This is a genomic window from Hoeflea sp., from assembly GCF_984452065.1.
On sequence record NZ_CFHWAF010000006.1, the window covers coordinates 14,833 to 40,048 of the forward strand.

20 protein-coding genes are annotated in these 25,216 nt (G+C 60.7%); 8 read left to right on the top strand and 12 right to left on the bottom strand.

What is annotated here, in order from left to right:
• Positions 1 to 3 precede the first annotated feature (3 nt).
• The 6 genes from nrdR to AC5E6N_RS02405 form a co-directional block, all read right to left on the bottom strand.
• A complete protein-coding gene (nrdR, locus tag AC5E6N_RS02380) occupies positions 4 to 480 on the bottom strand; it encodes a transcriptional regulator NrdR (RefSeq protein ID WP_491746306.1) in 477 nt (158 codons plus the stop codon).
• 126 nt (positions 481 to 606) lie between these two features.
• Positions 607 to 1,920: a serine hydroxymethyltransferase gene (gene glyA / locus AC5E6N_RS02385; protein ID WP_491746307.1), complete on the bottom strand. Its 1,314-nt coding sequence runs from the start codon at positions 1,918 to 1,920 to the stop codon at positions 607 to 609.
• A gap of 209 nt (positions 1,921 to 2,129) precedes the next feature.
• Positions 2,130 to 3,410 carry a L,D-transpeptidase family protein gene (locus AC5E6N_RS02390; RefSeq protein ID WP_491746308.1) on the bottom strand — a complete coding sequence of 427 codons (1,281 nt, stop codon included), beginning with the start codon at positions 3,408 to 3,410 and terminating at the stop codon, positions 2,130 to 2,132.
• Positions 3,411 to 3,759: 349 nt separating this feature from the next.
• A complete protein-coding gene (ldtR, locus tag AC5E6N_RS02395; protein WP_491746309.1) occupies positions 3,760 to 4,269 on the bottom strand; it encodes a transcriptional regulator LdtR in 510 nt (169 codons plus the stop codon).
• A gap of 141 nt (positions 4,270 to 4,410) precedes the next feature.
• Entirely contained in the window at positions 4,411 to 4,836 is a 426-nt protein-coding gene (locus AC5E6N_RS02400) for a DUF6163 family protein (RefSeq protein ID WP_491746310.1), read from the bottom strand.
• The gene (locus AC5E6N_RS02405) at positions 4,833 to 5,900 is read right to left on the bottom strand and encodes an enoyl-CoA hydratase/isomerase family protein (protein WP_491746311.1); all 1,068 of its coding nucleotides are present in this window, start codon (positions 5,898 to 5,900) and stop codon (positions 4,833 to 4,835) included. Before AC5E6N_RS02405 ends, AC5E6N_RS02400 begins: the two co-directional genes overlap by 4 nt.
• 186 nt (positions 5,901 to 6,086) lie before the next feature.
• Between AC5E6N_RS02405 and hemB the strand changes: the two genes are divergently transcribed.
• From hemB to AC5E6N_RS02430, 5 genes are all read left to right on the top strand, one after another.
• Complete coding sequence (gene hemB, locus AC5E6N_RS02410; protein ID WP_491746312.1) at positions 6,087 to 7,121, top strand: porphobilinogen synthase; 1,035 nt, start codon at positions 6,087 to 6,089, stop codon at positions 7,119 to 7,121.
• A gap of 186 nt (positions 7,122 to 7,307) precedes the next feature.
• Positions 7,308 to 7,748 carry an RDD family protein gene (locus AC5E6N_RS02415; RefSeq protein ID WP_491746350.1) on the top strand — a complete coding sequence of 147 codons (441 nt, stop codon included), beginning with the start codon at positions 7,308 to 7,310 and terminating at the stop codon, positions 7,746 to 7,748.
• A 199-nt stretch (positions 7,749 to 7,947) separates the two neighbouring features.
• Positions 7,948 to 9,765 carry an SLC13 family permease gene (locus AC5E6N_RS02420; RefSeq protein ID WP_491746313.1) on the top strand — a complete coding sequence of 606 codons (1,818 nt, stop codon included), beginning with the start codon at positions 7,948 to 7,950 and terminating at the stop codon, positions 9,763 to 9,765.
• 27 nt (positions 9,766 to 9,792) lie between these two features.
• The gene (locus tag AC5E6N_RS02425) at positions 9,793 to 10,542 is read left to right on the top strand and encodes an arginyltransferase (RefSeq protein ID WP_491746314.1); all 750 of its coding nucleotides are present in this window, start codon (positions 9,793 to 9,795) and stop codon (positions 10,540 to 10,542) included.
• A gap of 233 nt (positions 10,543 to 10,775) precedes the next feature.
• The gene (locus tag AC5E6N_RS02430; RefSeq protein ID WP_491746315.1) at positions 10,776 to 11,951 is read left to right on the top strand and encodes a Fic family protein; all 1,176 of its coding nucleotides are present in this window, start codon (positions 10,776 to 10,778) and stop codon (positions 11,949 to 11,951) included.
• An 11-nt stretch (positions 11,952 to 11,962) separates the two neighbouring features.
• Here the strand turns inward: AC5E6N_RS02430 and AC5E6N_RS02435 are convergent, their stop codons facing one another.
• The 3 genes from AC5E6N_RS02435 to parC form a co-directional block, all read right to left on the bottom strand.
• Positions 11,963 to 12,937, bottom strand: coding sequence for an NADPH:quinone reductase (locus AC5E6N_RS02435; protein ID WP_491746316.1), 975 nt, complete (start codon positions 12,935 to 12,937; stop codon positions 11,963 to 11,965).
• A 184-nt stretch (positions 12,938 to 13,121) separates the two neighbouring features.
• Positions 13,122 to 13,310 (bottom strand): hypothetical protein, encoded by a 189-nt coding sequence (locus AC5E6N_RS02440; RefSeq protein ID WP_491746317.1) that lies wholly within the window; start codon positions 13,308 to 13,310, stop codon positions 13,122 to 13,124.
• A 193-nt stretch (positions 13,311 to 13,503) separates the two neighbouring features.
• Positions 13,504 to 15,756, bottom strand: coding sequence for a DNA topoisomerase IV subunit A (parC, locus tag AC5E6N_RS02445; RefSeq protein ID WP_491746318.1), 2,253 nt, complete (start codon positions 15,754 to 15,756; stop codon positions 13,504 to 13,506).
• 224 nt (positions 15,757 to 15,980) lie between these two features.
• On the opposite strand from parC, the gene AC5E6N_RS02450 reads away from it, so the two are divergent.
• Positions 15,981 to 17,171, top strand: coding sequence for an aq_1923 C-terminal domain (locus AC5E6N_RS02450; RefSeq protein WP_491746319.1), 1,191 nt, complete (start codon positions 15,981 to 15,983; stop codon positions 17,169 to 17,171).
• Between the two features lie 70 nt (positions 17,172 to 17,241).
• Positions 17,242 to 18,075 carry a class I SAM-dependent methyltransferase gene (locus AC5E6N_RS02455; RefSeq protein WP_491746320.1) on the top strand — a complete coding sequence of 278 codons (834 nt, stop codon included), beginning with the start codon at positions 17,242 to 17,244 and terminating at the stop codon, positions 18,073 to 18,075.
• 189 nt (positions 18,076 to 18,264) lie between these two features.
• Here the strand turns inward: AC5E6N_RS02455 and aspS are convergent, their stop codons facing one another.
• The gene (gene aspS, locus AC5E6N_RS02460; RefSeq protein ID WP_491746321.1) at positions 18,265 to 20,055 is read right to left on the bottom strand and encodes an aspartate--tRNA ligase; all 1,791 of its coding nucleotides are present in this window, start codon (positions 20,053 to 20,055) and stop codon (positions 18,265 to 18,267) included.
• A 199-nt stretch (positions 20,056 to 20,254) separates the two neighbouring features.
• Here aspS and rnd point away from each other — a divergent pair, with 199 nt between their 5' ends.
• Complete coding sequence (gene rnd, locus AC5E6N_RS02465; RefSeq protein ID WP_491746351.1) at positions 20,255 to 21,406, top strand: ribonuclease D; 1,152 nt, start codon at positions 20,255 to 20,257, stop codon at positions 21,404 to 21,406.
• 62 nt (positions 21,407 to 21,468) lie between these two features.
• On the opposite strand, the gene ppx is transcribed toward rnd, so the two are convergent.
• Together ppx and AC5E6N_RS02475 are read right to left on the bottom strand one after the other, a co-directional pair.
• Positions 21,469 to 22,989: an exopolyphosphatase gene (gene ppx / locus AC5E6N_RS02470; protein WP_491746322.1), complete on the bottom strand. Its 1,521-nt coding sequence runs from the start codon at positions 22,987 to 22,989 to the stop codon at positions 21,469 to 21,471.
• 14 nt (positions 22,990 to 23,003) lie between these two features.
• Positions 23,004 to 25,205 (bottom strand): RNA degradosome polyphosphate kinase, encoded by a 2,202-nt coding sequence (locus tag AC5E6N_RS02475; protein WP_491746323.1) that lies wholly within the window; start codon positions 25,203 to 25,205, stop codon positions 23,004 to 23,006.
• Between the last annotated feature and the right edge of the window lie 11 nt (positions 25,206 to 25,216).

Consider the following 25,216-nt stretch of genomic DNA (forward strand, 5'->3'; position numbering starts at 1 on the left):
CGCCTATTCTTCCTGCGCACTGCCGCTGATCTGAGCGCTGAGCTCCTCAAGCACGTTCTCGAAATCTTTCGGGTCGCTGAAATCGCGATAGACGGAGGCGTAGCGCACAAAACCGACATCGTCGATCGCCTTCAAGGCCTCGATGACCATCAGGCCGATCTTGTCGGAGTGAACGTCTGTCTCGCCGGAACTTTCAAGACGGCGCACGATGCCTGATACGGCGCGCTCCACGCGGTCGCGTTCGACCGGCCGCTTGCGCAGAGCGATCTCGAAGGACCGCATCAGCTTGTCCCGGTCAAAGGGAACCTTTCTCCCGGTTTTCTTGATGACCTGGAGATCGCGCAATTGCACCCGTTCAAAAGTTGTGAACCGGCCGCCGCAATCCGGGCATACGCGCCGCCGCCGGATCGCGGTTGCATCCTCGGCCGGACGCGAGTCCTTCACCTGCGTATCTTCGGAATTGCAATAGGGACAGCGCATGGAACCCCACAATCGGATTTCGGTTTGGAGCCTTACGCGTAACGTATTCCTCCACGCGAATCTTCATAACAGATGCGTCAGAGCAAGTCTGGATTAAAGCACCGACGGAACCGGGAGCGTTGTTGCCTAAAGGCCCGGATAGATCGGGAACCGGCCGGTCAGGCGCAGGACCTTTTCCTTCACCGCCTGCTCCACGGCGCCGTTGCCCTCTTCAGAATTCGCGGCACGCAGACCGTCGAGAACCTCGATGATCAGCTTACCGATCTCGCGGAACTCCGCCGGCCCGAAGCCGCGCGTCGTGCCGGCCGGTGTGCCAAGGCGAATGCCGGAGGTGATGGTCGGCTTTTGCGGATCGTTCGGGACGCCATTCTTGTTGCAAGTGATAAAGGCGCGCTCAAGCGAGGCCTCGGAGTCCTTTCCGGTGAGATTCTTGGGCCGAAGGTCGACGAGGAAGAGATGTGTATCGGTTCCGCCGGAGACGATTTCAAGGCCGCCTTCAACGAGGGTCGACGCAAGCACCTTGGCGTTTTCAACGACCTGTTTCGCGTAGTCGGAGAATTGCGGAGACAGCGCTTCGCCGAAGGCAACGGCCTTGGCGGCGATGACATGCATGAGCGGGCCGCCCTGAAGACCCGGAAAAACAGCCGAATTGACCTTCTTTGCGATATCGGCGTCGTTTGTCAGCACCAGCCCGCCCCGCGGGCCGCGCAGGGTTTTGTGGGTGGTCGAGGATGCGACATGGGCGTGCGGGAACGGGCTTGGATGCACCCCGCCCGCCACAAGGCCGGCAAAATGGGCCATATCCACCCAGAACCAGGCGCCGACCTCATCGGCAATGGCACGGAAGCGGGCAAAATCGATCTCGCGCGAATAGGCCGATCCGCCGGCGATGATGAGCGCCGGCTTGTGCTCGCGGGCAAGCGCCTCAACCTGCTCATAGTCAATCCGCCCGGTCTCGGCATGCACGCCGTACTGGATGGCATTGAACCATTTTCCGGACATATTGGGACGCGCGCCATGGGTGAGATGGCCGCCGGCATCAAGGCTCATTCCGAGAATCGTGTCGCCCGGCTTGATCAGCGCCATCATCACGGCCTGATTGGCCTGGCTGCCGGAATTCGGCTGGACATTGGCAAAGTCGCAGCCGAAGAGCTTTGTCACGCGGTCAATCGCCAGTTGCTCGGCGATGTCGACATACTGACAGCCGCCATAGTAGCGCCGGCCCGGATAGCCCTCCGCATATTTGTTGGTCATGATCGAGCCCTGCGCCTCGAGCACGGCGCGCGAGACGATGTTCTCGGACGCGATCAGCTCGATCTCCTGGCGCTGGCGGCCGAGTTCCTTGACGATCGAACCGGAGAGTTCCGGATCGGCTTGGCTGAGCGGGCGATTGAAAAACGCGTCAGCGGGACGCTCCATGGAGGCGATAGGGTCGGACATTTGACGTCAATCCTGCAGTGGGGCAGCTTTCGGCAAGCTGGCGCTGTGTATCGGGCGATCACGGACGGACCTCGGCCATAGACCTCGGCGCGGCCACGAGCGTGTCATAATGCTGCGGGGTTCATTAGACAAGTTCCGCCATGCGCAATCGCCGGACAACGAACACAAAGCGACGATTTGCGCCAGCGGACGCCACGGGAAAGCCGGTTTTATTGCAGCGCCAGTTCCTCGACGCCATCACGGCGGTAGATATCGTCACGGAACTGGGTAATGCCGTCCGAGGTCGACCAGGCGGTCACATAGGTGAAGTAGACCGGCACGGGGTCGGACAGCTCAATCGGCGTGCTGACGCCGCTGGCGATGACCTGCTCCATCGTCTGGCGGTCCCAGCCCGCAGTGTCGCGCAGCAGCCATGTGGACAGATCGCGCACATTCTGAACGCGAACACAGCCGGAGCTTTCGAAACGCAGCAGCTTGCCGAACAGGCTCTGCTGCGGCGTGTCGTGCATGTAGACGGCATGCGGATTGTGGAAATTGATCTTCGTCGACGACATCGCGTTGATCTTGCCGGGGTCCTGCCGGAACATCAGCTTCGGCGCTTCGGCAGCGTTCCAGTCGATCGTCTCGGGCGCGACCTCGTTGCCGCGGCCGTCGAACAGGCGAATCGAATTGCGCGTCAGATAGGTCGGATCCTTGCGCATCAGCGGCATGATATCTTTTTCGATAATCGAGCGCGGCGCGGTCCAGTAGGGATTGAGGATCACCTCGTGGATTTTTGAATTGAGGATCGGCGTCTGCCTGCTGATCTTGCCGACAACGGCCGTGTGGCGCAGGACGACGCGCTCGCCCTCAACGGCCTCGATCTGTGCAGCCGGAATATTCACCACGACATAGCGATCGCCGAGGAAACCGGACATGGAACGCAGGCGGACCAGATTGGTCTCGAGTTGTCCGAGCCGGACGGCGGCGGACACATTGAGCGCGGCATAGGAATAACGGCCGAGCACGCCGTCGGCCGGCAGGCCGTGGCGGGCCTGGAAACGTTTCACCGCTCCGTCGACATAGGAATCGAAGGCCGTCGATGTGCCGGCGGACGGCGCCATGTCGCCCGAAACGATCAACCGTTTGCGCAACGTGGAAACCGCCGGATCGTCGACGCCGAGTTTCAGGCGCTTGCCTGACGGCACGATCGGCCAGCCGCCGTTCAGGACGACATTCTGGTAGGACGCGATCGCCGTCTCGACATAGTTGACGGTGTCCGGGCTGAGAATGGGAACGCTTGAGTTCACCCGTTCGGCGCTTCGCGATGCCTGCGCGTCGAACTGATCATCCCAGGTGCCGCGGCGCGGCGCGTTGATGATGTTTTCAATCGTCGTCTGCGTCAGCGTCTGAGCCGTCGCACCGCCGGCAGCCATGGTGGCGCCCGTCGCCAAAGCGCCTCTGACGAAAGCGCGACGCGAGACAGATTTACCAAATGTCTTTTCTGGCATTAGCAAGCACCGTTAAGCCGTTGGTCGATATCGCTCAATTGATATGTTGCCCGCACATCTGGATTACAACTATAGCAGCCGGATGGTTGCGCGGTTTTCACGATTTTGCGAGACCCCTGTCAAGACGCAAACGCTCACCTGCCCCTCGCGTCCCATGTCTTTTCGATTTCCACATCAATATGGCCGTTTCATGGTTAAGATTCGGTTGGCCGGATTCGCATATTGAAGCCCGGACCTCACGAAACCTCCGGAACGGTGGTGGCCTTGAATTTCGACATCAGATAGGGACCGGACAGAACCGGCAAAAGGGACGCCGGCGGCCCTTCAAGCCGTCTGCCAGGCTCTCGACCTAGAGGCGGTAGAGAATCTGATCGTTCCAGAACCGGTCAAGGCGCTGCAGGGCCTTGTTCATGTTCTGAAACTCTTCCACGTCGATGCCGCCGACCTGCTCGATCGATCCGATATGGCGTTCGTAAAGACCGGCGACGATATCGGCGACCTCGGTGCCCTGCTCCGTCAGGCTCACGCGCACGGAACGGCGGTCGACCCTGGAACGCTGGTGATTGATGAAACCCAGATCGACCAGCTTTTTCAGGTTGTAGGAAACGTTGGAGCCGAGATAATAGCCACGCGAACGCAGTTCGCCGGCCGTCAGTTCGGCGTTTCCGATATTAAAGAGAAGCAGCGCCTGAATCGCGTTGATATCACTGCGGCCGTTGCGCTCGAACTCGTCCTTGATGACGTCGAGCAGACGACGGTGCAACCGTTCAACCAGTTGCAGACACTCCATATACAAGGAACGCAACGCGTTCTTGTCCTGTGCTGGCGGAACGGCGTCCGCACGCATACCATGTACCATCACTATGCCTCACTGTCAGTTCTGACGGCTTTTTTCTGCCATCTTGAGGCACACCCTATCGAATACGTCTAAAATTGGACTTAAAATGCAATATTAATAATGGGTTACCGGCACAAACCGGATTTCAAAGTAAACCGATTATTACTCTGTCTGTTCCTCAGCCCGCTTTGCGATATAAAGCAGAAGCCGAAAGACGGCGTAAAGAACGGCGATGAGGAGATGGGCGAACAGCAGCATCCAGTTGCTGCCGTAGAGTTCCGGAAAGGCGCCGTGCATGACGGTTTCGATCGCGGCGGCCACGAGCCATACGACCGGGCCCCATGACACCACCATCCAAAGGCCGATGCCGGCGACGGGCCAAAGCACCGCCAGCGAGGCGGCGGCAATCTTCCAGTGCACCGGCAAGAGGTCGAAGCGCCAGGCCCCTTCGTCGGCGATGCCGATCAGCAGCGACCAGTAACGCAGACCGGCAATCAGGCAGAATACCGCGACGATCCGGTGAAAGACGTCGAACGCGGTCTGCGCGGTGCTGGGTCTGGGGGCTCCCGGTTCGCTGAAATCGCTCATCTGACCTCTGCAAGGCCGGTCATTTCGTCCTCGCTCAGAGGAGCAAAATAGGCATCGACGGCCTGCGCGGTCACATCCTCGAGCCGGGCCGGATCCCAGGTCGGATCATTGGTCTTGTCGACAATGACCGCGCGGATGCCCTCCAGGAATTCATGGCCTTGCAGCATCCTCACCAGGATCCGGTATTCCATGCGCATGCAGTCGGCAAGGCTGAGTGAGGCTCCCTCCTTGAGCTGACGGAAAGCGACCGACATGCTGGTCGGCGAATTCTTCCTCATCGCCGCGAGTGTCCTGGCGGCAAAATCACTGCCGGTTGCCGCTTCAAGATGTTCAACAATCGTGCTCACACTGTCGCCGGAAAACAGTCTGCCGATTTCCGTGTGATCGAGTTTTGCTCCGGGCAGCGCTTCGCGGTTGTCGTGCCGGTCAAGTACGGAGGCGGTGTCGGCGCTGGCGCAAAGGGCCTCTTCCAGCGCACCGAGACCATCGGCGGTCAATGCATGCGTCGCGATCCCGCAGGCAAGCGCGTCGCCGGCGCGGATGCGGGCGCCGCTGAACGCCAGGTAGCGGCCGAAATGTCCCGGCAGGCGGGAAAGAAAATGACTGCCGCCGACGTCCGGGAAAAAGCCGATCCCGACTTCGGGCATGGCAAACACCGCATTCTCGGTCATCACACGATAGGGGCCGTGAACGGCGACACCCACGCCGCCGCCCATGATGATGCCGTCGATCATCGGGATGACCGGTTTGGGGTACACCCCGAGGCGTGCATTGAGGCGGTACTCGTCGCGGAAAAAATCATAATGCGGCCGGCCGGATTTCGACATTTCATAGAGTTCGAGCAGATCGCCGCCGGCGCTGAACGCGCGGCCCTCGCCCTTGAGAACGATGTGGCTCACCCGGTCATCGGCTTCCCAGGCATCCAGAGCGTTATCCATCGCCTCGATCATCTTGTGGTTGATGGCGTTGAGCGCGTGGGCCCGCGTCATCGAGATGACACCGGCGTGGCCCTTGACCTCAAATGCGATATCGCCGTCCCCGCCAAAAACCATGATTGTGCTCATCCCGTTGATTCCGTTGCCTATGCTGTAAGCAGAGCCTCGCCTTTGGTCAATGGCGCTCCGGCCGAGCGCGGACCCGTCACAAGGTGATGTGACGCTCTGACCGCTTTGAAAGCCTGCGGAGAGCGTGATAAGTGTGGGCGCGAACAGGCTTGGAACTGGATTTCTTCGGGCGCGGACAAGGACAGCATGAACCGGCAAATCGACAAGACAGCGCTTAACCGCCGGACGGTTGACGAAATCACCGGCGGGCGGCGCATGCGGCGCAACCGGCGGGCCGACTGGACCCGCCGCCTGGTGCGCGAAAACACACTGAGCGCCGACGATCTGATCTGGCCTATATTTCTGATCCCCGGAGAGAACCGGTCGGAGGATATTGCCGCCATGCCCGGCGTGCAGCGCTTTACGCCCGACCTTGCGGTGAAGCAGGCCGAGGAAGCGGCGGAACTCGGCATACCGGCGATCGCCACCTTCCCGAACATCGCCGCCGAGCTGCGCGACGAGACCGGTTCGCATGTGCTCACAGCGGATAATCTGATCAACCGGACGACCCGCCTGATCAAGGAGCATGTCCCCCATATAGGCGTCATCACCGATGTCGCGCTCGATCCGTTCACAAGCCATGGCCACGACGGCATCCTGAGAGACGGCGTCATCGTCAATGACGAGACCGTCGCGCAACTCGCCGAGGCCGCTGTTCTGCAGGCCGACGCAGGCGCCGACATTATCGCGCCGTCAGACATGATGGACGGACGTATCGGCGCGATCCGCGACGCGCTGGATGCCAGCGGTCACAACGATGTCGCCATCATGTCCTATGCGACGAAGTTCGCTTCCGGATTCTACGGACCTTACCGCGAGGCGATCGGGACCCGGGACCTGCTGAAGGGCGACAAGAGCAGCTACTATATCGATCCGGCCAATACCGACGAGGCCGTGCGAGACGCGGCGCTCGACGTGGAGGAAGGCGCGGACATGCTGATGGTCAAGCCCGGCCTTCCCTATCTCGATATCGTCTGGAGACTGAAGCAACAATTCGCCATGCCGACCTTCGCCTATCAGGTGTCCGGCGAATACGCCATGATCAAGGCCGCGGCCCAGAACGGATGGCTCGACGGCGAGCGCGCCATGATGGAAAGTCTCGTTGCTTTCAAACGAGCGGGCTGCGACGGTATCCTGACCTATTTTGCACCCGAAGCGGCCCGGATCCTGCAACGGGGATAAGGGGCCGCCGGCCGTATGCCCTTGAACGGCGGCGCGGCGATCACCAAATCCAACGCATTGAAAGATGCCGCAAACCGGCTTTTGGCGAGTTGTCGACGGCAGCGGCCCTGCACATCAAAAGCTTGTCTTTGCAAACAGGATGGTGCAATGACGCAAACACATGTAACGGCACATTCGGAACCCGCCATGGACGAAGCCCTCGACACATGGAGGAGTTATAACGGCGTACGATCGCGGCGCATCATGGCGTTCTTTATCGACTATGCGCTGGTGCTGGCGCTGTGCGTGCCGGTTGCCATTTTGATCTTCTTTATCGGCGTTTTCAGCCTTGGCCTCGGCTGGATTCTCTATTCTGTGCTGTTCGCGATCGTTGCCCTGCCCTATGTCGGCCTCACGCTTGGCGGCATGAGGCAAGCAACGCCCGGCATGCAAATCATGGGCGTCCGCATGGTGCGGACCGACGGCATGAGCGTCGATCCGATGCTGGCGATGGTTCACGCGGTTCTTTTCTGGCTGGGCAATGTCATTTTTACACCGCTGATCCTTCTGGTCAGCCTGATCGCCAATCGCAAGCGCTGCCTGCATGACCTGCTGCTCGGCGTTGTCGTGATCCGCGACGATCTTTAGGGACAGCGCGCGGCGCAACCGGCCTGCACGCTGCGGACCGGATTGCGCAACGCCGTTCCGGACAAGTCCCCCGGCAAGAAACAACTGCGTGTAATTTCGCGGTAAAAAGGCAAGATGCCACTTTGAAGGCGGCACATCGCCGGATAAAATTGCAACCCTGGCGCAATCTTTAAGGCAGGGTATGCAGGATTTTCACCTATTGGCGACTTTCGCAATCATAGGCGCGACCATCGTTGCCTATGCGTCGGAACGGCTTTCCATGGAGGCGGTTTCCCTGGCCAGCCTTTCCGTGCTCCTGCTGCTGTTCGGCTTTTTTCCCTATGTCGATGCCGGCGGTGTGGAACTCACGCCCGGGCGCCTGCTCGCCGGGTTTTCCGACCCGGCGCTTGCAACGGTGATCGCACTCCTGATTGTCGGCCAGGGGCTTTTTGCCACCGATGCCATCGACGGCCCGGCACGCAGCATCGGAAGGCTCGGCGGGGCAAGCGGCCAGCGCGCCATTTTCCTCGTCGTGATAACCGCGGGCCTGCTCAGCGCGTTTTTGAACAACACACCCGTCGTCGTGATCTTCATCCCGATCCTGACGGTGATTGCGGCGCAGCGCAGCTATCCAGGCTCGCGGGTGTTCATGCCCCTGTCATTCATGTGCATTCTCGGCGGCATGACGACATTGCTCGGCTCATCGACCAATCTCATCGCCGCCGGCGTCGCCAAAGACAACGGCGTCATCATTTCCTTCTTCGACCTGACGGGCATGGGGTCCATGCTGGCGGTCGTCGGCGGTCTTTATGTCCTGTTCCTCATGCCCTCGATGATGCGCGAGCGCTCGTCGAAGATCAGGACGCACTCCACGCAGGGCGCGCAGTTCATCGGCGAGATACCCGTGACCGCCGGACATCCCTTTATCGGCATCGAATCAAAAGCCGGCATGTTTCCCGGCATTGTCGATCTGACGCCCCGATTGATGCACCGGCGCCACGTCCCGATCCTGCCGCCCTTCGAAGGCATTACGTTGTCGGAGGGCGACACGCTCGTCGTCACCGGCACACGGCGCGCATTTTCCAGGGCACTGGCGCTCGGCAGCGCCGTCGCCGAGCCGGATGACGGCCAGGACGGGGCGGAACCGCGTGACGACAGCACCGAAGGCCAGCGCCCGGGACCGGATTACCATCTGGTCGAGGCGGTGGTGGCGCCGGGCTCGCGTTTTGCCGGCCGTACGATCCAGCTTTCCGGCATCCGGGCCCGGCACGGCGTTTCCGTCTTCGGCGTCCAGCGCAAGAGCCGCATGGCGCGCATGCCGCTCTCCGAAATCCGCCTCGAGCCGGGCGACACCCTGCTGCTCGGCGGAAACTACGAACAGATCATGCAATTGCGCGGCGATCACGATTTGCTCCTTCTGGAGCATTCCGCCGAACCGGTCCCGCAAAGCCGCAAAGCGGTCTTCGCCTTCTCGATCTTCATCGGCATCATCGTGTTGTCGGCCTTCGATATTCTGCCGATCGTGGTCAGCGCCATCACCGGCGCGGTGCTGATGCTTGCCCTCGGGTGCCTGACCATCTACCAGGCGGCCCGCGCCTTCGACCGCCAGGTTTTCCTGCTGGTCGGCTCGTCGATCGGGCTGGCGACAGCGCTACAGGCGACCGGCGGCGCTTCGCTGATTGCCGATTCCACAGTGACAGCGCTTATGGGTGCGCCGGTTCCGGTGGTTCTTTCCGTTATGTTCATTGTGATGGCCGTGGTGACAAATATCCTCAGCAACAACGCCACCGCCGTTCTGTTCCTGCCGATTGCGCTGGGCGTGGCGGACCGGTTGGGCGCCTCTCAGGAGGCCTTTGTGGCGGCGGTCATATTTGCAGCCAATGCCAGCTTCGCCACCCCCATCGGCTATCAGACCAACCTTCTTGTCATGGGCCCGGGACATTATGGCTTCCGGGATTATCTGCGCGCCGGCGTTCCCCTTGTTTTGATCATCTGGTTGACATTTTCGTTAATTGCGCCGTGGTATTATGGGCTATAGTTCCGGTATCAGGAGTTATTGCCATAGATGACGAATCAGCCTGTCAATTCTCCGCAGTTTTTTCTGACTGCTCCCTCACCCTGCCCCTATCTGGACGGGCAATTCGAGCGGAAGGTGTTCACGCATCTGGTCGGAGAAAGGGCAGCGGAACTCAACGATCTGCTGACGCAGGGCGGTTTCAGGCGGTCCCAGAACATCGCCTATCGCCCCGCCTGCGAGACATGCCGGGCCTGCATCTCGGTGCGGATCCTTGCCGGCGAATTCAAGCCCAACCGCTCCATGAAGCGTATCATCGCCCGCAATGCGGACCTTGTGGCACAGGAGTTTCCGGCCGAGCCCTCAAGCGAGCAGTATTCGCTGTTTCGCGGCTATCTGGATGCGCGCCACCAGGAAGGCGGCATGTCGGATATGACCGTGCTCGACTATGCGATGATGGTGGAGGACACACATGTGCCGACCCGTGTCATCGAGTACAGGATCGGGGCGGACAGGCCGGACGGCGATGACAGCGAGCACGGCAAGCTGATTGCAGTGGCGCTCAGCGATCTGATGGGCGACGGCCTGTCGATGGTCTATTCCTTCTTCGACCCCGACTATTCGGACCGCTCGCTGGGCACCTACATGATCCTCGATCATATTGTCAGGGCGCAGGACAGAGGCCTGCCGCATGTCTATCTCGGCTATTGGGTCGCCGGCTCCAGAAAGATGGACTACAAGACCCGCTTCCTGCCGCAGGAACACCTCATGGCCGGCGGCTGGGAACGCTACGAGGGCTGAGCACGGGCCTGACCGGAAGCATTCAAGGCCGCCGGACCTATTGCGGCGGGACCGCTCAATATCGGTCACGAAGGGCAGCGGATTAATGAGTTTCGAGCCAGACTCTAAGTTGATCACAAGAGTTAAGTAACGAAACGGTCGTAATTCGTTATTTAACTCTTGTAAGTTTCAAATGCGTTCGTTAGCGTGTGTTGACGTGTTTTAATGAATGAAATCCATTGAAAACGATATTTATGGCAAAGACGGATATCAAAGCCCGCGTCGGTGAATATGTCGAAAGGTCCGCCGCCGGCGTCTCCCATCGTGCGTATATACCAAAACCGCTGCCGCCGTCACCGGCACTCGATATGGAAAGGCTCTATCCAGCCCTCGACGCGGCCAGCCATGCGCTCGGTCGGCTTGACGGAATGAGCATGATCTTGCCGGATGTGTCGCTGTTTCTTTACATGTATGTGCGCAAAGAGGCAGTGCTTTCGTCACAAATCGAGGGCACGCAATCATCACTGTCAGACCTGCTTATATTCGAATCGGATGCTGTTCCTGGCGTCCCTCTCGACGATGTTTCGGAAGTCTCGTCGTATGTTTCGGCAATGGACTATGGCCTCGCTCGACTGCCGGACTTCCCGTTGTCGTTACGGCTTCTTCGGGAAATACACGGGATCCTGATGAACAATGCTCGGGGCGGGAACAAGATGCCTGGCGAGTTCAGGACTTCACAGAACTGGATTGGTGGCGCAAGCCCGGACAAGGCGGTATTCGTGCCGCCGCCACCGGAAATGCTTACTGAATGCCTGGGAAGCCTTGAGGCGTTTTTCCACGCCGTTGAGCCAAAGTATCCAACGCTGATCCGGGCGGCACTCGCGCATGCTCAGTTCGAAACGATCCATCCCTTTCTCGACGGCAACGGTCGGCTTGGCCGTCTGCTGATCACATTCATGCTATGCGCCGAAGGATTGCTTCAGCAACCGCTTCTCTATTTAAGCCTGTACCTGAAAACCAACCGCCAGACCTATTACGACCTGTTGCAGTCGGTCCGAGAGAATGGCGCATTCGAAGACTGGATAGCGTTTTTCCTTGCCGGTGTTGCCGAGACAGCGAACCAGGCCGCCACAACTGCGCAATCGACGCTGGCGCTATTCAAGCGGGACCAGGAGGCTATTCACGCTTCCGGCAGTTCCGCCGCTGCCGTTCTCGCAGTTCACTCATTCTTGCAGCGCCATCCGGTCGCAAATACGACAAAGATCCGCGAAGCCTGCGGCCTGTCGCCTCCAACGGTCCTGCGCAGCTTATCGACACTCGAAGATCTCGGCATCGTTCGCGAGATTTCCGGCAAGGAACGCTATCGTATTTATGCCTACAGCGAGTATGTGCAAATCCTGAACGAGGGGACAGAACCGCTCGAGCGCTAAAGCGTTTCTGTTCAGGGAACCAGCACGATCTTCCCGGCATTTCCCGATTCCAGAACGGCGATATGCGCGGCCGCTGCGTCCGCCAGGCTCATTTCCCTGCCGACGACCGGCTTGAGCGCGCCCTCCGCGACCCAGGCCGAAATGTCGTTCATTATGACCGAGACCTGCCCGGGCGAGACATTCCAGAGCATGACGCCCCGAATGTCGAGTTCCTTCATCATGGTCAGGCGCGGATTGATGGTTATCTCGCCGCGATTGCCGATCACGACGATCCTGCCGGACATGCCGGCCAGTTCCATATCCGCCGCCAGGTTCTCGTTGGCGAGCATTTCGAGGATCAGGTCCGGCCCGTCGCCACCCGTTGCCTTGCGCACCTCATCGAGATAGCCGTCCTCATTGTGGTTGACCGCAAGGTCGGCGCCTTCGTGCCGCACAAGCTCCATGCCTTCCGGCGAACCCGCGCTTCCGATCACGGTGAGGCCCGCGCGCTTGGCGACCTGGATGGAGGATGTTCCGACCGAACCGCTGGCGCCGTGGATAAAGACGGTTTCACCGGCCTTCGCCCCGCCGCGCTCGAACAGGGCATAGTGGGCCGTCGGATAGGACACGCCGAATGTGGCGGCCTGCGCGAACGACACGCCTTCGGGAAGCGCCAGCACATTGTCTTGCGGCCGCTTGACCTTTTCGGCGTAGCAGCCGGTAAAATCCAACCCCATCACCGTGCCGACAAACACCCTGTCGCCCACCGTGAATTTTTCAACGCCCGCGCCGACGGCGGACACGACCCCTGCGGCATCGCCGCCCGGAATGCACGGAAGATCCGGCTGCACCCGGTAGGTGCCGCTGCGCATATAGGTGTCGGCGGGGTTGACGCCGGCAGCACGCACATCGATCACCACCTCGCCGGGACCGGGGACCGGATCATCGACCTCATCGAGCTGAAGGACTTCCGGGCCACCAAACCGGTGCATTCGGATCGCTTTCATTTCGGACCTCTACTGACAACAACGCCGGCTGCGGGAACAGCCGTTTCCGACCGGCACCGTAAGGGTCCGGCATTCTGTGTCAACCGCGCATCCCGTCGGCGCGGCGAGCGTGCCTTTGCAATCGCGTTTCATGGTCGAAAATGCCGGGCTGGCATCGGCCTGAGGCGGGAACGCCACGATCGGCCTAACTCTCTCCCACCGGCTTTATGGCGCGGATATGCAGGAAGATCGGCGCAACTTGCGTATCCGCCACCAGCGGATATTGCCGCGCTATGTCATCGCCGGCGCGCGGTTCGCCGAATTGCCGGATAACGAGGCCGGCGGCGCAGATCATCGCGACCCAGCTTGTCAGCGTGCGGTGGAAACGCGGCATTGTTTTTCCAGTGGGCGGCAACATCGCGCGAATCCATGGCACCCGATCCCCGTTGGCGACAAGCATGACGATTGGTTTTTAAGTCAGGCAAATACGGCTGCTGTCATAACGGAAACCGCCGCCGCCCCGCAACAGGCATGTTCCCTGCCTCAGCCACAATGCGGGCGCCGGACCTGATGCCAACGCGGTCCGCTCAGCCCCCGAAACGCCCCGAACGCGGGAAGCCGCGTGGCGCGAGCCGGCCGGCCTGGGCGCGGTCGCCGATCCACTCGGCAAGCTCCCGCCTGGGTTTGGTATGGGTGCGACCGGCCGAATCCTGCCAGCTCAGACCTTCGTCCATGGTGAACGTCTTTACATCGGCGATGCCGCCATCCTTGTAGCGCTGCAGGCGCACGCCCTTGCCCCGGGTCATCTCCGGGAGCTGCAAGAGCGGGAAGATCAGCAGTTTCTTGTTTTCGCCGATCACAGCCACGCTGTCGCCGCTCACCGGCACGCACAGGGTTGCCTCGACCGGCAGTTTGACATTCATCACCTGCTTGCCCTTGCGGGTGTTGGCGGTGATTTCCGATTGCGGCACGACAAAGCCATTGCCGATCGTGGACGCAAGCAGCAGGCGCACATCGGGATCGTGGACGAATGCCGAGACGATATCCTGATCGTTGTCCATGTCGACCATGATGCGCACGGGCTCGCCATGACCGCGTCCGCCCGGCAGCCGGTCGCAGCCGAGCGTGTAGAACTTGCCGCCGGTGGTAAACAGGATGATCTTGTCGGTCGTATGGGCCGGAAAGGCGAATTTGAGCTTGTCGCCTTCCTTGAAGGTCAGGCTCGAATAGTCCGGCAGATGTCCTTTCATGGCCCGGATCCAGCCCTTCTGCGAGACGACCACCGTCACCGGTTCCTTCTCGATCATCGCCTGCTGGATGGCCTCGATATCGGTGTCGGGCGCATCGCCGAAACTGGAGCGGCGCCGGCCGAGTTCGGTGTCCTTGCCAAACTGTTTTTTGACCTCGCCGATCTCCCAGGCGACCGTCTTCCACTGCTTTTCGTCCGATGCGAGCAATGCCTCGATCTCGGCCTTCTCCGCCGTCAGCCCGTCGAACTCCTTGCGGATCTCGAACTCCTCGAGCTTGCGCAGGGAGCGCAGGCGCATGTTGAGGATGGATTCGGCCTGAAGGTCCGTCAACTCATAACGACGCATGAGTTCGGCCTTGGGATCGTCCTCCTCCCGGATGATGCGGATGACCTCGTCGATATTGAGGTAGGCGATCAGATAGCCGCCAAGAATCTCAAGACGCCGTTCGATCGCCGCGAGGCGATGGCGCGAGCGGCGCTGCAGGACTTCCTTGCGATGTTCCAGCCACTCCAGCAGCACGTCCGGCAGCGACATGACTTTCGGCACCTTGCCCTTCGACAGGACATTGAGGTTCAAGGAGACACGCGATTCCAGATCGGTCAGCTTGAACAGCGACTCCATCAGCAAGGTCGGGTCGACGCTGCGGTTCTTGGGCACGAGCACGAGACGAATGTCCTCGGCGGATTCATCGCGAATATCGTCGAGCAGCGGCAGTTTGCGGGCGAGAAGCAGTTCGGCGACCTTCTCGATCAAGCGCGATTTCTGCACCTGGTAGGGAATTTCGGTGACGACGATGACGTAACCGCCGCGGCCCGTGTCTTCCTTTTCCCAGCGGGCGCGGACGCGAAAGCCGCCTCGCCCGGTCCTGTAGGCTTCGAGGATCGACGCCCGGTCCTCGACAATGATGCCGCCGGTCGGAAAATCCGGGCCGGGCACAAAATCGACGATCTTTTCGATGCGCGCATTGGGGTGCTTGATGAGATGCAGCGCCGCTTCGCACAGTTCGGCCGCGTTGTGCGGCGGGATCGATGTCGCCATGCCGACGGCAATGCCCGTCGCACCGTTGGCAAGAAGGTTCGGAAAGGCGCCCGGCAGGACCACCGGCTCCTCATTCTCCTCGTCATAGGTCGAGCGGAAATCGACGGCGTCTTCGTCAATGCCGCGCAGCAGCAGCTCCGCAACGGACGTCATCTTGGATTCGGTGTAGCGCATGGCGGCGGCGTTATCGCCGTCGATATTGCCGAAATTGCCCTGACCGTTGACCAGCGGATAGCGCACTGCGAAATCCTGCGCCAGCCGCACCAGCGCGTCGTAGATCGCCTGGTCGCCATGGGGATGGAAATTACCCATGACCTCGCCGACGATCTTGGCGGATTTCTTGAAGCCGCCACTGGACCGCAGACCCATATCGCTCATGGCGTAGACGATGCGGCGGTGCACGGGCTTGAGCCCGTCGCGCACATCCGGCAGTGCCCGGTGCATGATGGTCGACAGCGCGTAGGCCAGGTAACGCTCTTCAAGCGCGGTTTTCAGGTCGACCGGTTCTGATCTGTCATCGCCGCCGCCGGGCGGAACAAGGCTTTTTCCCATGCCTTGCCCTTAGCCGATGCGCTGATTCGCGGCAAGGCTTGGTGTGTTTCACGGAAACGCCGCAGTGTTGAAGTATAACCTTCCGGCAACCATGTATTGTTCGCGAGGGGTTTAAAGTGCAGCAAAATACAGTATGGGCTGTTGTTCGACCCCGACCACGTTGTATGACAGCGCCACTTCAACCGTGCCTGTCCATTCAAGACCCGAAACAGGAAGGATACAACATGCGCGCCCCTTACCTTAGGACCGGCCTCGCAGCCGGCTTTGCTCTCCTGGCGTCGACGCAGTTGTCGTCCGCGCTCGACGCAGACGATTTCGCCAAGAAGTTTGCCGCTGCCTATGCCTCACAGGGCGCCAATATCACCTATGGCGGCGTGAGTGCCGACGGCGACACGGTCACGCTGAAGGATGTGGGCATCGAGGTGCCCGGCGAGGAAAACGGCCTCGCGCTGGGCGATCTGACCTTCAACGGTGTCGAAGAGGACGGGTCCGGCGGATATACGGCAAAATCCTTCACCGACGACGAGCTTGAGTTCTCGGAAGAGGACGTGAAGGTCACCGTCAGCGACCTGAAGGTCGAGAACCTGCGTATCCCGGGAAAGCCCGGTGCCGATTCCGTTGACGATCTTCTGTGGTACGACTCCGCGACGACCGGGCCGATCGCCCTGACCATCGAGGGGCGGGACGTTTTCAAGGCCTCGCGCTCGACGACGACAACGTCGAAGAGTTCGGACGGCTCGCGTATGGACTTCGACGCCCGCGTCGACGGGCTTGAAATAGACCTCAGCGACGTCGAGGGCGCACAGGCCCAGCAGGCCATCAACGGCATGGGCTACCAGTATCTGAACGGCGACGTCGTCCTTAATGGGCACTGGGCTCCGGAAACAGGGGAAGTCGCCCTGACCGAGTACGCCCTGACCCTTGACGATGTGGGCCGGTTCGGCATGAAGTTCTCTATTTCCGGCTACACGCTGGAGTTCATCAAGGGCCTGCAGCAGATGCAGGAGCGGATGGCCAATCAGGACGATGAGGGCAATTCGCAGCAGGCCATGGGCCTTGCGATGATGGGGATGATGCAGCAGCTCACCTTCAACAGCCTGTCGATCCGTTTTGACGACGCGTCGCTGACCAACAAGATCCTCGACATGGTCGCCAGCCGGCGGGGCATGAGCCGCGATCAGATGGTCCAGGGACTTCAGGGCATGCTGCCGCTGATGCTGGCACAGCTCCAGAACCCGGATTTCCAGAAGCAGGTGACCGAGGCGGTCAGCCTTTATTTGTCGGACCCGAAGAGCATTGAGATCAGCGCCCAGCCGGAGGCGCCGCTTCCGTTTGCATCGGTCGCGGGCTCGGCGATGGGTGCACCGCAGACCCTGCCGCAGGTGCTCAACGTCTCGGTCACCGCGAACCAGTAGGAGACCCAAAGGTGACATTCGAATAAGCGATCCTGCTGGGCTGCACCGTATCGAGAGGAGTCGATCTGCAGTGTATTCAGATCTGAATGAATTCAATCGGAAACCCGAGCCGTTTTCCCGTTACACAACCGATATGCTCTGGACCGATCCCTGGATCGCACAGCAAATGCTGAAAGTGCATCTGGACGAGAGCACTGACTTGGCTTCGCGCAGGAGTCAGACCATCGACGACATTGTGGGATGGTTTGACCGAAAGATCGGCCTGTCGGGCAAGAACGTCTGCGATCTGGGCTGTGGGCCGGGACTATACGCAAGGCGCATGGCGACAAGAGGCGCCAGGGTGATTGGCGTCGATTTCTCGGCCGTTTCACTCGACTATGCGCGGTCCGAAGCCGTCGCCCATAATCTGGATATCGAATACCGAAAAGCAGACTATCTGATCGACGATCTGCCCGACGGGCAAGATGTCGTCAGCCTGATCTGGTGTGATTTCTGCACGCTCCCACCCGAGAAGCGACGCACACTTCTGGAGCGGATTAAAGAAATGCTGAAGCCCGGCGGGACATTCGTTTTCGATGTGTCGACCACGCGGCAATTCAAGAAACGGCGTGAGGTCATGACCTACGGTCGCCGTCCCATGGGAGACTTCTGGTCATCGGATGACCACTTCGGTTTCCAGACCACCTTTCTCTACGATCAGGATAAGATCGCCCTGGACCGTTATCTGATCGTTGCGCCGGAACGCCGGTTCGAGATTTTCAACTGGATTCAGTATTTCGATCCCGAGACGATCTCAAGCGAAGTGCGCGAAGCCGGGCTGGCCGTAGAGGAAGTCCTCGATGTCACGACCGGAGAACCCTGGACGCCGGAAGCAGGAGAGCTTGCCGTTGTTTCACGGGTGTGAACTCTGCCTCTATCGCGGTTTGGAGCGTAAGTCCGCTTTCGTCCTTGTCCGCATACCGGCCGTCAGCCGGAGCCCACACGAGCAAATCCCATCTGGCCACGAACCGCCAGGCCGGCACGTTTCCCGGGCTGCCGCAGGCCTGCGGCACGTTTTCCATTCGTAGACGTCAGGAAATAGAGGCACCTCTGGCTACTCGTCCTTGGCCGGCGGAATGACCCTCAGGTTGAGATCGCGGAGCTGGGCCGGTTCCGCTTCCCCGGGCGAGCCCATCAGAAGGTCCTGCGCCTGCTGGTTCATCGGGAACATCGTCACCTCGCGCAGGTTTTTGGCGCCAACCAACAGCATGACGATCCGGTCGATGCCGGCGGCCATGCCGCCATGCGGCGGCGCGCCGTATTGGAACGCCCGGTAAAGGCCGCCAAAGCGTTCCTCAACCTCCCCGGCGTCGAAGCCGACAAGGCCGAAGGCCTTCACCATCAGTTCGGGGATGTGGTTGCGGATGCCGCCGGAGGCGATTTCAAATCCGTTGCAGACCATGTCGTACTGATAGGCAAGAATTGACTGCGGGTCCTCGCCATCCAGCGCCTCGACGCCGCCCTGCGGCATGGAGAACGGGTTGTGGGAGAAATCGAGCCGGTCGTCCTCGTCATTCCATTCATAGAACGGGTAGTCGACAATCCAGCACAGTTCGAACCGGCCGGTGTCGACAAGATCAAGTTCCTCGCCGACGCGTGTGCGTGCATCGCCGGCAAAGCCGGCGAACTTGCCCGGCTGGCCGGCCACGAAGAAACAGGCGTCGCCCGCTTCCAGACCAAGCTGCGTGCGGATCGCCTCGGTGCGCTCCGGCCCGATATTCTTGGCCAGCGGACCGGCACCGGCGACGGCGCCGTCCTCCTCGCGCCAGAAGATATAGCCGAGGCCCGGCTGTCCCTCGCCCTGCGCCCAGGAATTCATCCGGTCGCAAAAGGCGCGGCTGCCGCCGGTCTTTGCCGGGATCGCCCAGACCTCGACCTTGGGATCGCCGACGATCATGTTGGCGAAGACCTTGAAGCCCGAACCGGCAAAATGTCCGGTCACGGCCTGCATCTCGATCGGGTTTCTGAGATCGGGCTTGTCGCTTCCGTATGTGCGCATGGCGTCCGCATACCTGATCCGGCGGAATGTCTGCGAGACCGGCTTGCCGTCCGCAAAGCGCTCAAAAACACTGCGGATGACCGGCTCGATGGTCGAAAGAATATCCTCCTGCTCGACAAAGCTCATTTCGAGGTCAAGCTGGTAAAACTCGCCGGGCAGGCGGTCGGCGCGCGGATCCTCGTCGCGAAAGCACGGCGCGATCTGGAAGTAGCGGTCGAAGCCGGAGGCCATGATGAGCTGCTTGTACTGCTGCGGCGCCTGGGGAAGCGCATAGAACTTGCCCTGATGGATGCGGCTCGGCACCAGGAAGTCGCGTGCGCCTTCGGGCGAAGAGGCCGTGAGAATGGGTGTCGCGAATTCGGTAAAGCCCGCTCCGCCCATCAGTTCGCGCATCGCCGAGATGATCTCGGTGCGGCGGATGATGTTGCGGTGAAGCGTCTCCCGGCGCAGATCGAGAAAGCGGTATTTCAGGCGCACGTCCTCGGGATAGTCCGGCTCGCCGAATACCGGCAGCGGCAGTTCCTTCGCCGCCGACAGGACTTCGATCTCGCGGGCATAGACCTCGACCTCGCCGGTGGGAAGGTTCGGATTGACCGTGTCGTCGGAGCGCGCCTTCACATCGCCGTCGATGCGGATCACCCATTCGCCCCGAACCGTCTCGGCCAGCTTGAATGCAGGTGAATCGGGATCAGCCACGACCTGGGTGACGCCATAATGGTCCCTCAGGTCGATAAACAGAACGCCGCCATGGTCACGAACACGATGAACCCAGCCGGACAGCCTGACGGTTGATCCGACATCGGATTTGCGGAGGGCGGCGCAGTTATGGCTGCGATAGCGATGCATCGGTCTTTCCTGATTTGTTGTGCGTTTGATAAGGCATCGGACCGAATGTCCGGATGGTCACCTTGAAAACCGCGCGGACAAGCGCATGACAGGCGTGATTTGTCAAGCAGCGGCATGAAATAAGGCCGGCGCGATCGCGACGGGCCGTGAGGTAAGACAAGACAAGGCGAGGATTATTGGGTAAAGAGCCTGCATGGATATAATCAGTACGACCGGTGATCTTGAAGCCGCATGTAACCGTCTTTCCCAAGCAGACTTCCTCACAATCGACACGGAATTCATTCGAGAAACCACGTTCTGGCCCGAGCTCTGCCTCATCCAGCTGGCGGCGGACGACATGGCATTCATTGTCGACCCGCTTGCAAACGGTGTTGATCTCAAGCCGTTCTTTTCCCTCATGGCGGACACTTCGGTCGTCAAGGTCTTCCACGCGGCGCGGCAGGACATCGAGATCATCTATCATCTGGGCGATCTCATCCCGCATCCGATCTTCGACACCCAGGTCGCGGCCATGGTTTGCGGTTTCGGCGATTCCGTTTCCTACGATCAGCTTGTCCAGAAGACGGTCGGTGCGCAGATCGACAAGACCTCGCGCTTCACCGACTGGCGCCGGCGGCCGCTCTCCGACAAGCAACTGCGCTATGCGCTTGCCGATGTCACGCATCTGAGGGACGTCTACAAGATGCTGAAATCACGGCTTGAAAAGGACAATCGCGTTCATTGGGTGAAGGAGGAGATGGATGTGCTCGAAGCGGCATCCACCTATGATCTGCATCCGGACGATGCCTGGAAGCGGCTGCGCATGCGGGTAAGGAAGCCGCAGGAACTTGAGGTGATGAAGAAGGTCGCCGCATGGCGCGAGCGGGAAGCGCGCCAGCGCAATATCCCTCGGCGGCGGGTTCTGAAGGACGAGGCGATCTACGAGATCGCGCAGCAACAGCCCCGCGATGCGAACGCGCTCGGCCGGCTGCGCTCGATACCGAAAGGCTGGGAGCGTTCGCAGTCCGCGGGCGCGATCATTGCCGCCGTTGAAGAAGCCCTGGCGATACCGAAGGAACGACTGCCGCGTATCGCGCGCCCGTCTCAGTTGCCGGAAGGCGCGGCGGCGGCGAGCGAATTGCTCAAGGTCCTGCTGAAGCTGACAACCGAAAAGCACGGTGTCGCGCCGAAGGTCATCGCCAACACGGAAGACCTCGAGCGTATCGCCGCCGATGGCGAGGATGCCAATGTCGAGGCCCTGTCCGGCTGGAGGCGCGAGCTTTTTGGCGAAAAGGCGCTCAAGCTGCTGCGCGGCGAGATGGCGCTGCGCTTCGTCGACCGCAAGGTCGAAGTCATAGACATGGGCGAATGATCGCCGGGGACATGGGCGAATGATCGCCGGGGACATGGGTGAATGATCGCCGGGCGGCCCGGTCAGGATCCGATCTCCAGATGGATCGTCTTGTCTGTCAGTCTTGAGAGCTGCAGCAGACGACCTTCCAGGCGTTCGCCCGCAAAAGCGCGCAAATGGCCGGGGACATGCAGCACCAGTTCGTCCTGCCCGACCGGATCGAAACGGATCAGCGGCGTCACACCGGGCATTGATGCGGAGAACAGGTAACTGACCCGCAGCAGGCCGCCGAGCAGCTTGGCGAGTTCCTGAAAACGCGGCGTTGTGATGGCCGCGATCGTCTCGCTGTGCCCGCCGCCGCGCAGACCCTCGAAGCGGTAGTAATTGGCAAGGGCGATATAGACCCTGCCCGCATGGGTTATACCGCCGAATGTGCCGTTCGATATCAGATTGAGCGACTGCGGCCCGCGGTAGTCGGGATGCGCACGCCAGCTTATGTCGGCGAGAAGGCAGGCGGCGCGGCGATACCGCGCTTCGGCAACGGTCTCCTCAATGCCGAAGGCGCGAAACGCATCCTCGGTCCAGCGCGTCAGTTCGCGCGCGTGTTCGGGCGAGCGGGCGCGCAAGATCGCCAATTCGTTGGCGGCGCTGATCAGCGGATCCAGCGCCTTTTCCTCTTCGCTCAAAAGTGAATAGAGGAAACCCTCCCGCACGCCGAGCGCCGAAAAACTCACCTTCTCCGGCTTCATCGCCCGCAGGATTTCGGCCATCGCGGCCGCGCCGAACGGCAGCAATCCGCGACGGTTGCGCGAGACGGCGCGCATGGCCTTGCCCTTGGCATTATTATTGTCGTGTGCGACGCCCTGAAGGAACGCGGTCGCCTCCTTGGCCGGGATTTCATAGCCCTGGGTCATGTTAAGGGGATAGGACGTCATCTCCATATGAAGCTTGGCAAGGTTGCGCCAGGTGCCGCCAACCGCATAGAATGTCCTGTCCTGGCCCTTTTCAAGCAGGGTGGCTTCGGCAAGATTCTTGCGCGCGATCTTCCGCGCCTTGTCGACCGAGCCGCCGGCCGCCTCGGAAAGCCGCAATCCGCCAATCGGCAGGGTTATGCCGTCGCCGATGTCCTTTCCGCGAATATCGACGAGTTCAAGCGAGCCGCCGCCGAGGTCGCCGACAATTCCGTCGGGTTCGAAATAGCCGCTGATGACCCCAAGCGCCGAATAACGCGCCTCCTCCCGGCCGCTCAGCACGTGGATATCGCTGCTGAGAATCGCTTCAGCCTGCTCGATGAAATCGGGACCGTTCGCCGCTTCCCGCGCCGCGGCCGTCGCGATCACATGCAGATGCGTTGCGCGCGCCTGTTGCGAGAGGGCATGAAAGCGCCTCAGCGCCGCGAGTGCGCGGTGCACACCCTCGGTGTCCAAAAGACCCGTTGCGGCAATGCCCTTGCCGAGACCACACAGGACCTTTTCATTGAACAGCACGGTCGGTGTGCGGTTCAGTCCCTCATAGATAACAAGACGCACCGAGTTCGATCCAATGTCGACGACGGATACCGGCGCTATGCCGGGCAGACGGCCCTGGGCCTCCGATTCAACCATGCGGTATTACGTGCTCAACTCTGTTTTTTCTTCTGTGAAACCCGTCCCGCAATCAGTTTCGGCGCGCTTGATGCCAAGGCGCCGCCGCGGCCGGACAGGCTCGGATTGGTCATGAAATAATGTTGTGCGTTGAAGGGCTCCTCCCCCTTGCGCACGTCCATACGCCGTGACGTGCCATCCGCAAGGATTTCGTAGCTTTGCTGGTTGTCGATCAGATTGCCGAGCATGATTTGAGACTGGACCTGCTCTTTCACCGTCGGATTCTCAAGCGGCACCATTGTCTCGACCCGCCGGTCGAGATTGCGGGGCATGAGGTCCGCCGAGCCGATATAGACAATCGAATCGGCGCTCGGCAGGCCCTTGCCGTTGCCGAAGCAGAAGATGCGTGAGTGCTCCAGGAAGCGGCCGACGATCGATTTCACCCTGATATGGTCAGACAATCCCTCGACCTGCGGACGCAGACAACAGATCCCGCGCACCACGAGGTCGATCTCAACGCCTGCCTGACTGGCCCTGTAGAGCGCATCGATGGTCGCCGGATCGACGAGTGAATTGACCTTCATCCAGATGGCCGCAGGCCTGCCCTTGCGGGCATGCTCGACCTCGGCCTCGATATGCTCCAGCAAACGGCTGCGCAAGGTGCTTGGCGAGACCGCCAGCTTCATCTCCTCGGTCGGCTGGCCGTAACCGGTGATGAAATTGAAGACATGGGCGACATCGTGGGCAATGTCCGGATCGCAGGTGAAAAAGGACAAATCCGTATAAACCTTGGCGGTCACCGGGTGGTAGTTGCCGGTTCCCAGATGGCAGTAGGATGCCAGCTTGCCCTCTTCACGGCGCACGACCAGCGACATCTTGGCGTGGGTCTTGAGTTCGAGGAATCCGAACACGACCTGGACCCCCGCCCGCTCGAGATCGCGCGCCCAGCGGATATTCGCTTCCTCGTCGAAGCGCGCGCGCAGTTCGACGAGGGCCGTGACGGACTTGCCCTGCTCCGCGGCGTCGATCAGCGCGCGCACGATGGGGCTGTCGTTGGAGGTACGGTAGAGCGTCTGCTTGATGGCAAGAACATCCGGATCGCACGCCGCCTGACGCAGGAACTGAACCACGACATCGAAGGATTCATACGGATGATGAATGACGATGTCCTTCTCGTGGATGGCAGCCAGACAGTCGCCGGCATGCTCGCGGATGCGCTCCGGAAAACGGGCATTGTAAGGCTCGAACTTGAGATCGTCGCGCGGCGTATCGACAATTTCCGAAATCGTCGACAGGGCGAGCAGGCCGGGCAGAACCGCGACCCGGTCTTCAGGCACGTTGAGTTCGGACGTGACGAAATGCCGGAGCGCTTCGGGCATTTCGGAATCGAATTCGATGCGGATGACCGAACCGCGGCGGCGTCTCTTCAGGGCGCGCTCGAACAGGCGCACCAGATCCTCCGCCTCCTCCTCGACCTCGATATCGCTGTCGCGGATGATACGGAAGGTGCCGGATCCGTTGACGATGTAGCCGGGAAAGAGCGACCCGATGAACTGACCGACGACGTCTTCAAGCGTGATGAACCGGCAGCGGCCGTTCTCATCCGGCAAGCGCACAAACCGGTTGAGCGCCACCGGCAGACGCAGGAGCGCGGTCATGGATTCACGCTTCTTGCGGCTAAAGAGTTTCAGGACGATCGAGAAACCGAGATTGGGAATAAACGGAAACGGGTGCGCCGGATCGATCGACAGCGGCGTCAGCACCGGGAAAATCGAGGACAGGAACTCCTTCTTGAGCCATGTGAGGTCCTCCTTGTCCAGATCGCCGGGGCGCACGATGAGGATATCCTCCTCGGCGAGATACTGCTGCAGGACGGCCAGCGAAGCCTGCTGCTCAAGCTGAAGCTTGCCGATTTCGTCGAGTGCCTCATTGAGCTGGCGCAGGGGCGTGCGTCCGTCCGCCGAACGGCTGGTAATGCCCTCCCTGACTTGTCCTTCGAGACCCGCCACGCGGACCATGAAGAACTCATCGAGATTGGCGGCGGATATGGACAGGAACCGGATCCGTTCGAGCAGCGGATGGGCGCTGTTCTGCGTCTCCTCCAAAACCCGCCGGTTAAACTGGAGCCAGGAGAACTCGCGGTTGATGAAGCGCTCGGGACTGTCCATCAGCGCTTCGGGAGACTCGGGCTGCTCCGCCTGACCGGCCGCGGGGCTTATGGTTGTCTTGTCGTCCATTTGCGATGTTA